The sequence below is a fragment of the Pseudomonas sp. ANT_H4 genome (assembly GCF_008369295.1).
Lineage (GTDB): Bacteria > Pseudomonadota > Gammaproteobacteria > Pseudomonadales > Pseudomonadaceae > Aquipseudomonas.
Window position 1 is genome coordinate 20,602 of record NZ_VOBG01000004.1, and the last position, 13,977, is coordinate 34,578.

Annotated in this window: 18 protein-coding genes; 15 read left to right on the plus strand and 3 right to left on the minus strand. The window is 59.0% G+C overall.

From position 1 onward, the window contains the following. Positions 1 to 22: 22 nt before the first annotated feature. Genes FQ182_RS06470 through FQ182_RS06480 form a run of 3 tightly spaced genes read left to right on the plus strand, consistent with a single transcriptional unit; the run spans position 23 to position 4,266 of the window. The gene (locus FQ182_RS06470) at positions 23 to 2,518 is read left to right on the plus strand and encodes a phage tail tape measure protein (RefSeq protein ID WP_218575088.1); all 2,496 of its coding nucleotides are present in this window, start codon (positions 23 to 25) and stop codon (positions 2,516 to 2,518) included. Between the two features lie 6 nt (positions 2,519 to 2,524). After that, the gene (locus FQ182_RS06475; protein WP_149412932.1) at positions 2,525 to 2,965 is read left to right on the plus strand and encodes a phage tail protein; all 441 of its coding nucleotides are present in this window, start codon (positions 2,525 to 2,527) and stop codon (positions 2,963 to 2,965) included. Then, entirely contained in the window at positions 2,962 to 4,266 is a 1,305-nt protein-coding gene (locus FQ182_RS06480; RefSeq protein ID WP_149412931.1) for a phage late control D family protein, read from the plus strand. Before FQ182_RS06475 ends, FQ182_RS06480 begins: the two co-directional genes overlap by 4 nt. A 5-nt stretch (positions 4,267 to 4,271) precedes the next feature. Here FQ182_RS06480 and FQ182_RS06485 read toward each other — a convergent pair whose 3' ends face one another. The 3 genes from FQ182_RS06485 to FQ182_RS06490 all read right to left on the minus strand — a co-directional run bounded on the left by FQ182_RS06485 (position 4,272) and on the right by FQ182_RS06490 (position 5,605). Continuing rightward, a complete protein-coding gene (locus tag FQ182_RS06485) occupies positions 4,272 to 4,712 on the minus strand; it encodes a hypothetical protein (RefSeq protein WP_178114400.1) in 441 nt (146 codons plus the stop codon). Positions 4,713 to 4,886: 174 nt separating this feature from the next. Continuing rightward, a complete protein-coding gene (locus tag FQ182_RS29705; protein WP_178114401.1) occupies positions 4,887 to 5,048 on the minus strand; it encodes a hypothetical protein in 162 nt (53 codons plus the stop codon). 218 nt (positions 5,049 to 5,266) lie between these two features. Next, positions 5,267 to 5,605: a helix-turn-helix domain-containing protein gene (locus FQ182_RS06490; protein WP_149412929.1), complete on the minus strand. Its 339-nt coding sequence runs from the start codon at positions 5,603 to 5,605 to the stop codon at positions 5,267 to 5,269. 85 nt (positions 5,606 to 5,690) lie between these two features. On the opposite strand from FQ182_RS06490, the gene FQ182_RS06495 reads away from it, so the two are divergent. The 12 genes from FQ182_RS06495 to FQ182_RS06550 all read left to right on the plus strand — a co-directional run bounded on the left by FQ182_RS06495 (position 5,691) and on the right by FQ182_RS06550 (position 13,967). Then, positions 5,691 to 5,891 (plus strand): DNA-binding protein, encoded by a 201-nt coding sequence (locus tag FQ182_RS06495; protein WP_149412961.1) that lies wholly within the window; start codon positions 5,691 to 5,693, stop codon positions 5,889 to 5,891. A gap of 29 nt (positions 5,892 to 5,920) precedes the next feature. Further along, the gene (locus tag FQ182_RS06500) at positions 5,921 to 6,394 is read left to right on the plus strand and encodes a YmfL family putative regulatory protein (RefSeq protein ID WP_149412928.1); all 474 of its coding nucleotides are present in this window, start codon (positions 5,921 to 5,923) and stop codon (positions 6,392 to 6,394) included. Continuing rightward, positions 6,391 to 6,678 (plus strand): ogr/Delta-like zinc finger family protein, encoded by a 288-nt coding sequence (locus tag FQ182_RS06505; RefSeq protein WP_149412927.1) that lies wholly within the window; start codon positions 6,391 to 6,393, stop codon positions 6,676 to 6,678. Before FQ182_RS06500 ends, FQ182_RS06505 begins: the two co-directional genes overlap by 4 nt. Then, positions 6,678 to 7,049 (plus strand): hypothetical protein, encoded by a 372-nt coding sequence (locus tag FQ182_RS06510; RefSeq protein ID WP_149412926.1) that lies wholly within the window; start codon positions 6,678 to 6,680, stop codon positions 7,047 to 7,049. Before FQ182_RS06505 ends, FQ182_RS06510 begins: the two co-directional genes overlap by 1 nt. A 76-nt stretch (positions 7,050 to 7,125) precedes the next feature. Beyond that, entirely contained in the window at positions 7,126 to 7,359 is a 234-nt protein-coding gene (locus FQ182_RS06515) for a hypothetical protein (protein WP_149412925.1), read from the plus strand. Between the two features lie 12 nt (positions 7,360 to 7,371). Further along, a complete protein-coding gene (locus FQ182_RS06520; RefSeq protein ID WP_178114407.1) occupies positions 7,372 to 10,089 on the plus strand; it encodes a toprim domain-containing protein in 2,718 nt (905 codons plus the stop codon). Positions 10,090 to 10,132: 43 nt separating this feature from the next. Continuing rightward, on the plus strand, positions 10,133 to 10,444 hold the full coding sequence (locus FQ182_RS06525; protein ID WP_149412923.1) for a hypothetical protein: 312 nt from the start codon (positions 10,133 to 10,135) through the stop codon (positions 10,442 to 10,444). A gap of 58 nt (positions 10,445 to 10,502) precedes the next feature. After that, positions 10,503 to 10,823 carry a hypothetical protein gene (locus tag FQ182_RS06530; protein ID WP_149412922.1) on the plus strand — a complete coding sequence of 107 codons (321 nt, stop codon included), beginning with the start codon at positions 10,503 to 10,505 and terminating at the stop codon, positions 10,821 to 10,823. Positions 10,824 to 10,825: 2 nt separating this feature from the next. Beyond that, positions 10,826 to 11,428, plus strand: a complete 603-nt coding sequence (locus FQ182_RS06535) for a hypothetical protein (RefSeq protein WP_149412921.1) — start codon at positions 10,826 to 10,828, stop codon at positions 11,426 to 11,428. Continuing rightward, on the plus strand, positions 11,421 to 13,100 hold the full coding sequence (locus FQ182_RS06540; protein ID WP_149412920.1) for a DNA cytosine methyltransferase: 1,680 nt from the start codon (positions 11,421 to 11,423) through the stop codon (positions 13,098 to 13,100). The genes FQ182_RS06535 and FQ182_RS06540 overlap by 8 nt, the downstream gene beginning before the upstream one ends. Further along, positions 13,093 to 13,719 carry a hypothetical protein gene (locus tag FQ182_RS06545; RefSeq protein WP_149412919.1) on the plus strand — a complete coding sequence of 209 codons (627 nt, stop codon included), beginning with the start codon at positions 13,093 to 13,095 and terminating at the stop codon, positions 13,717 to 13,719. The genes FQ182_RS06540 and FQ182_RS06545 overlap by 8 nt, the downstream gene beginning before the upstream one ends. After that, positions 13,716 to 13,967, plus strand: a complete 252-nt coding sequence (locus FQ182_RS06550; protein ID WP_149412918.1) for a hypothetical protein — start codon at positions 13,716 to 13,718, stop codon at positions 13,965 to 13,967. Before FQ182_RS06545 ends, FQ182_RS06550 begins: the two co-directional genes overlap by 4 nt. Positions 13,968 to 13,977 lie beyond the last annotated feature (10 nt).

The window sequence follows — 13,977 nt, forward strand, 5'->3', positions numbered from 1 at the left end:
GGCGCAGGAACAGCTACGTCAGATGAAGGCCGCCATGCGTGCCAGTGGTGGAGCAGCATCGGGTAAGTTTAAAAATGACTTCAGGAGAGCCCATGAGGCTGTCCGCGACCTCACCGGAAAGTTGCAGGAACAACGCCGCGCTTTGTCTCCCCATGCGGCAAGGCTCAAGGCTGCCGGCATCGCTGCCAACAAACTCGGAGAACACGAAGCACGATTGAAAAGAGAGGTCGACGCAGCCAACCGCGCCCTTAAAACGCAAAGAGACCGCCTGGCGGCTATCGGCCGCGCGGAACAGGCACGAGCCAAGGCACGTGGAAGGTACGACCAGCGCCAACAACTCGCCGGCTCGGCCGCCATGGGCGGTGCTGCCGGCACAGCGATGGCCTACGGTATAGGTCGTGGGCTGTATGCCCCTTTGCAGGAGGGCAAACAATTCGCACTTGAAGAGAATCGCGTCGCCGCCCTGGGGTTAGGGCAGGAAGACACGGGCAAAGCGATCGAATTTGCCAAACGCATGAAAACCTACGGCACCAGCGTCACCGAGAACCTGACGTTGGTGCGCGACGCCATGACCGTGTTCGCCGACGAGCATGAAGCGGAAATGGTCGCCCCTACCCTGGCAAAAATGAAGTTTGCCAACCACGCCATGTACGGCGAAGAAGAAGGCGCCGACAACGAACGCAAGTTCATGGACATGCTCAAGGTGATCGAGCTGCGCGGCGGCCTTGCCAGCAAAGAGGCCTTCATTAATCAGGCCGATATCGTGCAGAAGGTCCTTACTGCCACAGGGGGCCGTGTTGGACCGAATGAGTGGCTGAACGTAATCAAAACTGGCGGCGTCGCAGCCAAGGGCATCAAAGACGAGGCCTTCTACTACCAGATGGAACCACTGGTGCAGGAGATGGGTGGACACCGCGTGGGTACGGCCATGATGAGTGCCTATTCCAACGTCTATCAGGGCAAGACCACTAAGCGCGCCGCCAACAACATGGAAAAGCTGGGGCTGGTCGACCCATCGAAGGTCAAACACGACAAGGCCGGCCAGATAGCCTTTCTGGACGTCGGAGCGATCAAAGGCAGCGAGCTTTTCCGGGAAAACCAGTTTGAGTGGATGGAAAAAATTCTGTTGCCGCAGTTGGCCGCCAAAGGCATCACGGACAAAAAACAGGTACTGGATAGCATCGGCAGTATCTTCTCCAACCGCACCGCATCCAATTTGTTCGCACAGATGTACCTGCAACGCGAGCAGATTCACAAAAATGCCAAGCTGAATGCCGGGGCCGATGGCATTGACCAACTCTATGACAAGGGCATGAATACCGCTCAGGGTATGGAACTGGAGTTGCTCGCTCAGAAGGCCAATGCCTACCGTGAAATGAGCCAAGCCATTCTGCCCACCTACATCGAGGCGCTGAGAAGCATCACCGCCGCTATCAAAGGTGTAACCGCCTGGATGAAGGAAAACCCAGCCGCTGCCGCTGCCATGGTGAAAACCCTGATGGTGGTCGGCGTGCTGGCCGGCGTCTTCGGCGCGCTGGCCTTGACCCTGGCCAGCTTGATCGGCCCCTTCGCCGTGGTCAGTTACGGCATGGCCTTATTTGGCCTCAAGAGCGCGGGCGTTGTGGGTGTAGCACAACGGCTATTTCCTACGCTGATCGGTCTCGCGAAAAACGCAATACCGATGCTGATGCAGGGTATTCGTTTGCTAGCCGTGACCATGGGTGGCGCGCTATTGACCGCCGTGCGGACGGTGGGTATTGCTCTGTGGGGCCTGGCGGCCAACCCGATTGTTCTGATCATCGCCGCTGTGGTCGCGGCGATTGCCGGCGGCGCTTACCTGATCTACCGGAACTGGGACGCAGTGAAGCTGTATTTCAGCAACGCCTGGACAGAAATCAAAGCGGGATTCGACGGGGGCATCGGCGGCATCATCGCCACGCTTGTGAATTTCAGTCCCCTCGGACTGGTTTACCAGGCCTTCGCCGGGGTGCTCAGTTACCTGGGCATTGAGCTACCGTCACGTTTCACCGAGTTCGGCAGCATGATCGTCAACGGCCTGATCAATGGCCTGCTCTCCGGCATGGGTTTGGTGAAAGACACTATCGTATCGATCGGTGATTCGACCATCGGATGGTTCAAGGAAAAACTCGGAATCCACAGTCCATCACTCGTGTTTGCAGAACTGGGCGGCTTCACCATGGCCGGCCTGACGCAGGGGCTTGAAAAAGGTGAAGGGGGTCCGCTGGCGGCGCTAACCTCTTTCAGCAAACAGCTCACCGCCGCTGGAGCCATGACCCTCGGGACAATGAGCGGTACCGCCTTGGCGGTCGATGACCGACCTCCCATCAGCGCCATGAACAGCCCCAGCTACGACAGCCACGATCAATACGAAATCAATATCCATCCCGCACTGGGAATGGACGCCATGGCGATTGCGCGGGCAGTGCGCGCAGAGCTTGCCCGCATCGACAGCGAGAAAGGCGCCCGAACCCGTAGCAAACTGTCTGACCTGGAGTAACCCCACATGATGCTCGCACTAGGCATGTTCGTATTCAGCCTATCGACCGCCGCCTACCAGGAACTCCAACGCCAAACCGAATGGCGTCACGCAAGCAACAGCCGGATAGGTGCGGTACCTGCGCGGCAGTTCCTCGGACGTGGTGATGACACCATCACGCTGCCTGGCATCATCCTCCCGGAACTCGCCGGCAGTGCCCTCAGCCTGGACGTTATACGGCTGATGGCAAACACCGGTAAGGCCTGGCCGATGGTCGAGGGAAGTGGCCGAATTTACGGCCTCTGGGTGATCGAAAGCCTCAGCGAAACCAAGACCCTATTCTTTCGCGACGGTACGCCTCGGCGTATTGAGTTCAACTTGTCCCTCAAACGTATCGACGATGACCGTATCGACCTGCTCGGCGCCGGTACCGCCGTCGGCGTCAACATCCTGCGCAGGTTGCTATGATCGAAGCCACCCTTTCCCGAGTCACTGGGTTCTTGAAAGACACCGTCGATCGCTACAAGCGCGATGCGGCATATCCAATACCGGCTTTCCGCTTGACTGTCGACGGCAACGACATCGCCCGGATCGTCAGCCCGCGGTTGATGGGCCTGGAGCTGACAGATAACCGGGGTATCGAAGCCGACCAGCTCAGCATCACGCTCAGCGACCACGACGGCCTGTTGTCGATTCCGCCCAAAGGCGCGGTATTGCGATTGTGGTTGGGCTGGAGCGACACCGGCCTGGTGGACAAAGGCACGTACACCGTCGACGAAACCGAGCACAGTGGTGCCCCGGATGTGCTGAGCATTCGCGCTCGGTCAGCCGACCTGCGCAAGGGTCTGAAAACAAAACGCGAACGCAGCTGGAGCAATACCACCCTTGGCGACGTCTTGGGCGATATCGCCATTGGCAACGGCCTCACCGCCACCATTGCCGGAGCCTTAGACGGCCTGCCCATCCTGCAGCTCGACCAGGCTAACGAATCGGATGCCAATCTCATCAGCCGGCTGGGGGAAGAATTCGACGCGGTGGCCAGCGTCAAGGCAGGTTGCCTGCTGTGTCTGCCAGCTGGCGGCGGCAAGACCGCCAGCGGCCTGGACCTGCCCCACATCACCCTGACCCGTGCCGATGGCGACCAGCACCGCTACTTACAAGCCGACCGCGACAGCTACGACGGTGTGCGGGCCTACTTCTACGACGTGAACAGCGCGAAGAAACAAGAAGCCATTGCCGGCGGTGGCGAAAACCTCAAGGACTTGCGCCACACCTACAGCGACAAACAGTCAGCCCTGCGCGCCGCCAGAGCCGAGTTCAACCGACTGCGTCGCGGCAGTGCCACCCTCAGCTACACCCTGGCGGCTGGCCGGCCCGATCTGATTCCGGAGCTGACCTATACACTCCAGGGTGTGAAAGACGAAATCGACGAAATCATCTGGTACGGCGGCAATGTGCAACACAGCCTCAGCCCGGACAGCGGGTACACCATGAGCCTGGAGCTGGAAAGCAAGCTGCCAGAAGATACCGTCGAGGATTTGGCGGAAGACAATAAAGTGAGTTACACCGGGATCATCGCCTACTACCGCGAAGAGACCACCGGTAAAGAGAAGACCATGGCGGCAGGAGACCAGGCCAAGCCGAGACGGTTGTTGTGGCTGTACACCAACAAGAACACGGCGAAGCGCGCCGTGGATCGGGAGTGGAAGCGGTTGCAGGCGGTGAGGGCCGAGGCGGACGACCCTCCAAGCAGCGGGGCCAAAGCGTAGGGACGTTACTCGGAAAACACGGTAATGGTCGTGCCACCACCGTCACGGGCGAAGGCTTGGCATTCAATGGCCAGGCCTTTTTGCTCGACAGTGGCAATTTCGCTTTCGTCCTTCAGGGCCTCTTTACGGCACTGCTTGGAGGCCTTCACAACGTCAGCGGCGGACCGGGTTGAAACCAGGCTGCCGGTACGGCCGACCAGGTCATAAAAGCCCTGGTCTGGTGCTGGGCCATCCCAGGTGACGGCGATGTTGGGTTTGCCCAAGGCGCAGCTGAGAGACAGAGCGATGTTCGGGCCGTCGAGATACTCAGTGGTTTGTTTGCCTTCGGTCTGCTTGACCTGGGACAGGTGGCGCTCCTGCTGGAGGGCAGCAAGCACAGTATCGCAGGGTTCGGCGAGCGCATTGGTAGAGAGCGCCAGTAGTGCCAAGCCGGTACCAACTACCATCAGTAAATCGGTTCTCACAACAGTCCCTCTCTGGATCATTCCTTGATACCTTCGCATCTGATGTGTTGCCAAGGCACATAGGCTATTGGGCAATCACTGTTTCGGCAATAGCTGCACGCCTGACTTGCACCGCATTTGTCCTACTTAAAAGCCCGGCGGACCGGGCTTTCCCCCCTACTGAGCGCTCAAGAGCACATCAATAAACCGAAGGATGTCGTTCCGGTGTTCTTCGCTTAGCTGCCTGAACCCCTTCACCAGATGCAGCTCAGCTGTTGTTAAACGCTGGTCTTCACCGCCTTCGGCTTGATTGGTCTCTGCATCGCTGTTCACCAACATGTCCTACTCCCTTTACAACACGTAACGGGCGCCCGGCACCATCAGTAGTACCGTCGAAAACACCCGGCGAACGAACGATTCTCTGCATGTTTGAGTGTGTCACCACCCCTGCCATGCAATAAAAAGCGACGGACGCTGTGGGCAGAGAAGCAAGTAGGTGTAGTACATCGAGAGGTGAGACAAGTGCCTGCCCCTGAACCGTTGATACGGCGGAAAACTTAATGAGCCGGCGCTACTGCCAATGCATTGGTGAGTCGCACAACGGACGCTTTATCGCCGTCGGAAAGCGAGCGGTAACTTTCAATAATTTTGGATTCGACGCTATCGATCGCATCCTCTGAAAGCAGGGCCTTGGAACCTGTCAGTACGTAGTGAACATCCACCCCCGCCCTTTCAAGCGCTGACAGATAACGCAGATCTGGCGAATTCATGCCCAGTTCGTACGCCTTTTGTGTCCCACGACTGACGCTCCCCAACGCCCCAAAATCGGTCTGATTCAGGCCTAAGCGATCGCGCTCTTCTCTCAGGCGATCGCCCACTCCTTCAGAAATGTACATTTTTCTGCTCAACCTTCTATTGACTTGAACATTTTTATATTCAAGAATGGCCCCACATCAACACGAACGAACACACATGAACACTATGCCCGCCCCCCTTACACCCGAGCAAGCCCGCGCGGCTCTTGACCGCAACGGTGTGAGCATTGCCGAGTTCTGTCGCAAATATGAGCTGAACAGAAATCTGGTCAGCGATTTGCTCAACGGCCGCAAGAAAGGTCGTCGTGGTGAAGCGCATCGAGCAGCTGTTCTGCTCGGAATCAAAGACGGCGTGATTACAAACTAGGGCCTCTGGCTCCAAGGGGAAACCAGAAGATGAAACGCCCAGTTCTAGACAGCAGAAAGAGCGTCGTTATGGCCGTCATCGGCGCCTACCCAGGCGGTCGGTCGTACGCCTCGGCAGACCTCGGCATGCCAATCAAGAAGTTCGACAACCAGGCCTACGAGAACGCTGGCAGCCGCCCGCTGACCGACGAACACATTCACCGTCTGGAGCAGGTCGCCGGAACTACGTTCCTGGCTGACTACATCGCGGCAATGTACGGCGGCATGTTCGTGCCGCTGAGCATCCCGCAGAACCTGGACAACGTGGAACTGTACAGCCGCTCGCTCAAGGCTTCGGCCAAGCGGGGCAAGGTCGACCAGATCATGTCTGCCGCCCTGGATGACGGAATCATCGAAAAGCGTGAGGCCGACGCGATCATCAGTGCCCTGATCACTTACATGTCCGCCCGCTACGCCGAGGTGTTCGCGACCATCCAGCTTTACAGCAAAGGAGCTGTCCAGTGAGCACTTACAAACTGGTCTGCCCCCACTGCCACGGCCGCATGCGCATCCGCACCAGCGAAGGGCAGCATATTTTCCTGCGTATCACCTATATGCAATGCACCAACGAAGCGTGCGGCTGGGCCGTGCGTGCTGAATTTCAAATGACCCATGAACTGAGCCCCAGCGGCATGCCAAACCCGGCTGTCCGCCTTCCAGTTGCAGATGTGGTCATTCGTCGCCAGGCAATGAAAACAGCCAACGATCAACCCGATCTGCTGGATCAACTGGAAATGGAGCGCGCGTGATGAAACTCGATCAACAGACTCATGACTACCGCAGCAGCATGCAACAAGCTGCTTTCGCCTACCTGAAACGCCATGAAGCAGAACACTTGGTGGATTGCGATTTGTTGTTTGATCGCTGCATCCGGCATCTGACCCTTGCACTGGAAGTGCCAGTATTCATGGCGCCCAAGCTGGTCCATAACGCCTGGACTGAATTGCAGGTCATCAAAAAGCGCCGTTGGATTGGCATCGACTGGGCCAGTGGCTCGGACAGTACCCGTGTCCACTTGGTGGACGTTCTCGCAGGTCAACGCTTCCCGGTATCAGCTCGGTTTTTGCCACAGAAGCTGCTCGACCAGCGCAACACCGAATACAAGCAACACCCTCAGTAACGCTCCCTTTTAAACCCCCGCCCTGCCCCGTCTCCAATGGGTTTGGGTGAGCTTTGCCCGCAATCCGAGGTGGACCATGGAAATCGACATCGCCATCACCGCAAAACTGCCCCGCGACCAGGCCGAGGCACTGCTCCAGGACCTGCGCGCGCAGTACGCGTTGCTGTTCAACGAGCATTGGTATGACGACCGCTTTCGCATGATCCCCGAGGGTTTGCGGCACGGCTCGTTGCTGGTGGCCTTCCCCGCGTTGGCCGCACGAAAAAGCCTGATTGGCGCCCTTAAACACAGTCTCGACGAAGCGAAGTAAGCCACGATGGAAATGGAACAAAGGCTGCGAGCCGACGTCATCCAACGCATTGAGCGGGACTACCAGCTCAAGCACATGGCCCACACCAATTACATGCGCAAGGGTGTTTGCCCTGCCTGCGGCCAGAAGACCCTGTACACCTTCTACGATTCGCCCTGGACGCTGATCTGCGGACGGCCGGAGAAATGCGACCACCGCGTCCACGTAAAGGACGTCTACGACGACTTGTTCAACGACTGGAGCAAGACCGCCCCGTCGACGCCGGATAATCCGCTTGCCACGGCGCGCGCCTACCTTGAGTTTGCGCGGGGCTTCAAGTTTGAGCTGATCGCCGGTTGGTTCACCCAGGACAACTACTGGGATGGCCGGCAGAACATCGGCAGCGCCACGGTGCGTTTCGCCCTAGAAAAAGGTGGGTACTGGGAACGCCTGATAGACCGGCCAGACCGATTCGGAAAGATGAAAGCGCGCTTCCGTCCGACCGGCGAAGGCCTGACCGGTTACAAGGGCGTTTGGTGGTGCCCACCGAGCGTGGACCTGCTGGAGGTAGATGAGCTGTTTATAGTTGAAGGGATCTTCGACTCTATTGCATTGCTGCATAACGACACGTCGGCCGTGTCGATGATGTCCAGCGCACCCTGCCCGATTGATTCGCTTAAAGCCCTGGTAAAGCTACGCCACGACGCTGGCAAGCGCTTGCCGCTGCTGGTATGGGCACTGGATAACGAGCCCGTCGCCAAGGCCAACATGCGCCGCTGGGCGAAGGAAGCACGCGACCTGGGTTTCACCTGCAAAGCGGCGGTGATCCCGCAGCCCAATGCCAAAAAGGTCGACTGGAACGACCTGCACCAACGGTGGAAATCGATCGAGGGCGACGACAAACGTGCCGAGCGTATCGAGCAAGACCTTGATGAGGCCCGCCACCACGGCGATCTGTTGCTTGCCGACTCGGCTGAGGAAAAGGGTTTCCTCATCTACCTGCGCGACGAGCGCAAGGAATTCAATTTTACATTCCGCAAGCGCCTGTACTGGTTTCGGCTGGACCTTGATAAGTACGACCGCGCCATGGGCGATCTGGAGAGTTCAGAGCGCCATGAAGACCAACTGCTAAACGACGAACAAAAGCGCTACAAGGCACTGCGCCAATCCGGCTCAGTGACCAGCATCGCCAACTGCAATTTCCAGGCGCTGTACTACATGCGCAACGACCTGACCGATGAGGCTTGGTACTACTTCCGTATCGAGCGCCCGCAAGGGCCTGCCATCAAAAGCACGTTCACGGCCAAGCAGCTCACGTCGGCGCCTGAGTTCGCAAATCGCCTGCTCAACGTCTCCAACGGCGCGATGTTCGAGGGCAGCGCCCAACAACTGAAGCGGATTTTGGCGCCCCAGCTGGACTGCCTGAAAACCGTCAACACCATCGAGTGGATCGGCTACAGCCGCGAGCACGGTGCTTATGTGTTCAACGATCTGGCCTTCTTCGGCGGCGCGGTGCAGGTGCGCAACAAGGAAGACTTTTTCGATCTTGGGAAGCTGAGCATCAAGTCGCAGAGCCAGTCGCCCGTGTTGCACATCAATACCGACCTCAATGAATACAACGAAGGTTGGTTCGAGATCTACTGGCGCTGCTTTGGGGTGCAGGGGCTGGTGGTACTGGCCTGGTGGTTGGGGGCATTGCACGCCGAGCAGATTCGCCAGATCCACAAGTCACTGATGTTCCTGGAGCTGGTGGGAGAAGCCGGCTCAGGCAAGACCACCCTGGTGGAGCTGCTGTGGAAGTCGGTCGGGCGTACTGATTACGAAGGCTTTGACCCGTCCAAAGCGACCGCCGCAAGCCGTGCGCGTAACTTTTCGCAGGTTAGCAACTTGCCAGTGGTGCTGATTGAGTCGGAGCGTGAGCAAAAGGAAGGCCAGCCGGTTAAACACTTCGACTGGGACGAACTGAAAACCGCCTACAACGGCCGGAGTGTTCGCTCCACTGGCGTGAAAAACAACGGCAATGATACCCACGAACCGCCGTTCCGCGCCGCCCTGCTGATCGCGCAGAACAACCCGGTGAACGCCTCGGAACCGATCCTGCAGCGTATCTGCCATGTCCATCTGACGCGCGAACACCACACCCCGGAAACCAAGCAGTACGCCGAGCAGTTGGAGCGTATGCCGATGGACAGCATCAGCGGCTTCCTGGTCAAGGCGCTGCAACGCGAAGCCGACACCATGCGCCTGCTGGAGGAAAACACCTCCCGCTACGAGCAGGAGCTGCTGGCCCTGCCCGGCGTCCGTACCGTGCGTATCGCCAAGAACCACGGCCAACTGCGCAGCCTGGTAGACGCACTGGCCGGGGTGGTGCCCCTCGGCGAACGTCGAACGGCCCTCGCTCATGCCGAGATCAGCCGCATGGCCCTGGAGCGGCAGCAAGCAATCAACGCCGACCACCCGACCGTGCGCGAGTTTTGGGACCTGTACGAATTCCTCAATGGCATGGACGAGAAAGGCGCGCTCAACCATGCGCGTCGCGATGGCCTGATCGCCGTGAACCTCAACGAGTTCGTGGAGATGGCAGCCAACAAGCGGCAGCAGGTTCCCCCGCTGAGCGACCTGAAACGCCTGCTCAAGAGCAGTAAATCACCCAAGTTTCTGGAGTCGAACAAGCCCGTCAACTCGGCGCGATTGCTGGACGCTTTCGATAAACCGAAAACCACGCGCTGCTGGGTTTTCCAGGGCGCGTAGGGGCTGCAAACCCTCGACATCAACCACCCAAAGGAGAAGCACCATGCACATACAAGTCATCACCGGTGACGGCCAAGACGGGGAAACCAACCGCCTTCGACATCTGAAAGAGCTGAAGGCCTGGTTTAACGAGTCCGGGAAAATTGTTCACGCTGAAGCCTATGACCCTGCCGGGCTGGTCGCAATTCTGGAGGTTCGTGCGGCAACTGAAAGAGAGTTCCTAGTGCTGGAGTGCAGCCGTGAGCAGATCCAGGCAGTCCTGGAGTGGCAGTCGGAAACGGATGAATTTGTAGAGTTTGAAAACCTGCTGCTGCACCTGGTGCGCAAGCAAAACCCAACCGGCGAAAGCCAGTAAGAAGGTGGTGCCGAGGGGCTGCAACCCCTCGACACCGACCACCCAAAGGAGAAGCACCATGCAAGTGAATCAACCCAAAGGCGGTACCGCAGAGGCTACCACACCTCGCTACGACACCATTGTTATCCGTGGTGCCCAAGGATCTGCTGTGCCGAAAGAGGTAGATGGCGGCGAAGTCATCTCTTGGAGTCGCGGCCATGAGCTCGCGGCCATGAATGCCTTAGAAGAGTTAGTTGAAGACCTGGCCGCTGGCGACAGCTCGTACCCGACGTTCATCGCTGAACGAGCGCAGAAAGCCCTAGACCTCATGAAGCTGCGGCGCACCCTTGGCTGGTCTACAGAGCCGGTCCCTAACGAAACCGTACAGGGAGAGCAGTGATCATGTCCGATTTTTTCTACAAATCCAGCGAGCCAGCAACCGTCGCAATTGTTCGCGAGTTTTACTTTCAGAAAGATGTTCTCATCGCCCAAATGACGGTGCTCGGCTCACTGTTAGGCGGCAAAGTCGCACCGATGCGGGACATCACTTCCCACTTTGCGGGTGGTGTGAAACTTACAGGCGGTGCTGAGCAGGATGCACACTGGTGCCGCCCTGATGACTATGGCTACCGCTCACTGCGCAGCACCGCCAAGCTTGCCAAAGGCATATCCAAGGAAGATCGCGCAGCAATTCGGGCTGAGCACAAACGCCTCATTGACTTGTGGGAAGAGCATTGCCCCAAACGCCTCAGCACCCATGAGTATTGGCAACGGTTGGGGGTAAACACGGGCAACTTGCTCATGAGCGGCGGGCTCAAGCTTGAACTCGACGGCACCGCCTACTTTCATCTGGGCTTTCAGATCGATGAAGCCGAACACCTGACTAAAGTAGCGGCCGGGAAGCCCACCTGCGGATGGATTGACGGCGCGGTGGAGATTCTCGCGAGCGAATACGAGTCCGCACGCAAGGCGAAGTTGAAGGCAGTCGAGGTGTCCAATGCTTAAGCGTATTTTCAAGCATTTCCACTTCTGCTGCGGCCTCGGCGGCGGCGCCAAAGGGTTCAACAACGCCAAGCCCGTGGTGGGCAACCTGCAAGCCGAATGGCAGTGCATCGGCGGCATCGACGTTGACCCGGCCGGGTTGCGCGACTTCCAACGGCTGTCTGGTGTGCCTGGTACGCTTTTGGACCTGTTCACCCTCGGTATGTACACCGCCTTCCACGGCAAGCAGCCGCCACCTGGATGGGTTGAGGCTGGCCCCGACGATGTGCGCAAGGCTGCTGGCTACCAGCGCCCCGACGCGGTGTTTATCTCCAGCCCCTGCAAAGGCGCATCGGGCTTGCTGTCCGAGACCATGAGCCTGACCCCTAAGTACCAGGCCCTCAACGAGTTGACGCTGCGCTGCGTGTGGCTCATGTGCGAGGCCTGGAAGGATGACCCGGTATCGTTGATCGTTTTCGAGAACGTGCCACGCCTGGCCACCCGTGGCCGTCACCTGCTGGACCAGATCAACAAGCTGCTGAACCACTACGGTTATGCAGTTGCAGAAACCACACACGATTGCGGCGTTATCGGCGGCCTGGCCCAGAGCCGCAAGCGCTTCTTGCTGGTGGCCAGGCACATCGAAAAGGTGCCGCCCTTCCTGTACGAGCCAGAGAAAAAGACGCTCAAGTCTGTGGGTTCGATCCTGGGCCGTATGCCAATGGCCGGTGACGTTGCCACCGCTGGCCCAATGCACAGGGTTCCAGCACTGCAATGGAAAACCTGGGTACGCCTGGCACTGGTCGAAGCCGGCAAGGACTGGCGCTGCCTGAATGACTTAGCGATCGAGGACGGCTATCTGCGCGACCTGGCCATTGTTCCCCAGTTCCGGGATGGCTTCCTCGGCGTTCACGACTGGAGCGAAACCGCCGGTACCGTCGCCGCACGCAGCGGCCCAACCAATGGCAAGTTCTCGGTGGCCGATCCACGGGCCAGGACCGGTGCCCTGCAATACCAGCAGTACGGCGTCCGACGCTGGGACGAAACCAGCGGCGCGGTGATTGGCGTCAAGTCGCCCGGGCAAGGAACGTTCAGCGTTGCTGACCCGCGCGACCCAGGCATTGGGCACGCCAAGTACAACGTGGCCCAGTGGGATGGCGCCTCACGCACGGTAATTTCTGGCAGCACCACCGGTCAGGGCGCTTTCGCTGTTCAAGACCCACGCCCGGGCATGAAGCGCGGCAAGGGCGATGCCTACTTGACCGGTGGACACTACGGCGTCACCAGCTGGAACGACCAGTGCGGCGCCGTTTCCGCAAGCGCCCGCCAGGACAATGGCCGGTGGTCAGTTGCAGATCCACGCATGCCGGAAGCCAACGAGCGGTTGACCTGCGTCATCGAAAGCCTCGACGGCACCTGGCACAGGCCGTTCACCACGCTGGAGCTGGCCGCGCTGCAAAGTCTGGTCGAGCCCGAGGAGCTGTTTGAGTTGGACGGCCTGAGCGACCAAGCCTGGCGCGAGCGAATCGGTAACGCAGTTCCACCGGCAGCCGCCGAAGCAATCGCCCATGTGATGGGTACCACCCTGTTGCTGGCCCAAGCCGGCGAAACCTTCATGCTCAACAGCATGCCGATCTGGGTGCAGCCAGTGGCGATCGCGCTGAGCGTGGCCCAGCAGGGGGCTGATCATGTCTGAGCTCTTCTTCTTGCAGGACAGCCGCAGCAATGTCGGTAGCCGGGCGATGTTTTGGCGCAACGGTGGTGGCTATACCTCGAATCTCGAAGAGGCAGAGCAGTTCACGTGGGAACACGCATTGAAGCAGTACGAGTGCAGAGAAACCGATTTGCCACTGCCCGTGAGCTACACGCGGGCTCAGTCAGAAACCGGAGTTGATTGCCAGTACCTCACCCGCTCCGAAGCTGAGACCTACCGCAACACGGACGGCCGTTTCTATGTGTCCTACGCACGTGACTGGGATGGAAACGACCTGGTCTGGCTCGGTGGGTCTGGTCCGACTGCCGATCTGGAAGGCGCAATTCACCCTGGCGGCGAGGACGCACGGCGTTACCAGTCGCAGGGCTTTGATCTCTGGCCGTGCGGCTACATTGCTGCTCGCTCGCGCCCGGTTGTGCGGGCTTCGCTGCTCGATCACAAACAGGCGCTCCGGGCTGCTGGCCTGCGGTTGCCCAAGATCAAGGTCCAGCGCACAAGGACATACAGCAACCTCACCAACTGCGAAGGCTGCGGACGCTTCCTCAGCGACCGTCAGCGCTTCAACGACTGCCCGAACTGCGGCGCGAGTAATGCACCATGACCGTATTCCTTTTGCTTTACCTGTGCGCGGATGCGACCCGAACGGATTGCCAGGTGGTGAAGGCTGATAGCTGGACTGGCCCTTACGCCTACGAGCAATGCACCGACGTCGTGCCAGGCCTGACCGAGGCCCTGACTGCGCCCAACCGGAAGCGGCATCGGTTCGTTTGCGAGATCCAGGGTGATGGGGCGAAACCCGCAGAACACAAAGCGCCGCCGGCGTTCATTCATCAATCGTTTCGGATGTAAGGGGACCACC

Coding starts and splice junctions, on each gene's coding strand:
- FQ182_RS06470 (WP_218575088.1), top strand. CDS start 23: ATGAAGGCCGCCATGCGTGCCAGTGGTGGAGCAGCATCGGGTAAGTTT.
- FQ182_RS06475 (WP_149412932.1), top strand. CDS start 2,525: ATGATGCTCGCACTAGGCATGTTCGTATTCAGCCTATCGACCGCCGCC.
- FQ182_RS06480 (WP_149412931.1), top strand. CDS start 2,962: ATGATCGAAGCCACCCTTTCCCGAGTCACTGGGTTCTTGAAAGACACC.
- FQ182_RS06485 (WP_178114400.1), bottom strand. CDS start 4,712: ATGGTAGTTGGTACCGGCTTGGCACTACTGGCGCTCTCTACCAATGCG.
- FQ182_RS29705 (WP_178114401.1), bottom strand. CDS start 5,048: ATGTTGGTGAACAGCGATGCAGAGACCAATCAAGCCGAAGGCGGTGAA.
- FQ182_RS06490 (WP_149412929.1), bottom strand. CDS start 5,605: ATGTACATTTCTGAAGGAGTGGGCGATCGCCTGAGAGAAGAGCGCGAT.
- FQ182_RS06495 (WP_149412961.1), top strand. CDS start 5,691: ATGCCCGCCCCCCTTACACCCGAGCAAGCCCGCGCGGCTCTTGACCGC.
- FQ182_RS06500 (WP_149412928.1), top strand. CDS start 5,921: ATGAAACGCCCAGTTCTAGACAGCAGAAAGAGCGTCGTTATGGCCGTC.
- FQ182_RS06510 (WP_149412926.1), top strand. CDS start 6,678: ATGAAACTCGATCAACAGACTCATGACTACCGCAGCAGCATGCAACAA.
- FQ182_RS06515 (WP_149412925.1), top strand. CDS start 7,126: ATGGAAATCGACATCGCCATCACCGCAAAACTGCCCCGCGACCAGGCC.
- FQ182_RS06520 (WP_178114407.1), top strand. CDS start 7,372: ATGGAACAAAGGCTGCGAGCCGACGTCATCCAACGCATTGAGCGGGAC.
- FQ182_RS06525 (WP_149412923.1), top strand. CDS start 10,133: ATGCACATACAAGTCATCACCGGTGACGGCCAAGACGGGGAAACCAAC.
- FQ182_RS06530 (WP_149412922.1), top strand. CDS start 10,503: ATGCAAGTGAATCAACCCAAAGGCGGTACCGCAGAGGCTACCACACCT.
- FQ182_RS06535 (WP_149412921.1), top strand. CDS start 10,826: ATGTCCGATTTTTTCTACAAATCCAGCGAGCCAGCAACCGTCGCAATT.
- FQ182_RS06540 (WP_149412920.1), top strand. CDS start 11,421: ATGCTTAAGCGTATTTTCAAGCATTTCCACTTCTGCTGCGGCCTCGGC.
- FQ182_RS06545 (WP_149412919.1), top strand. CDS start 13,093: ATGTCTGAGCTCTTCTTCTTGCAGGACAGCCGCAGCAATGTCGGTAGC.
- FQ182_RS06550 (WP_149412918.1), top strand. CDS start 13,716: ATGACCGTATTCCTTTTGCTTTACCTGTGCGCGGATGCGACCCGAACG.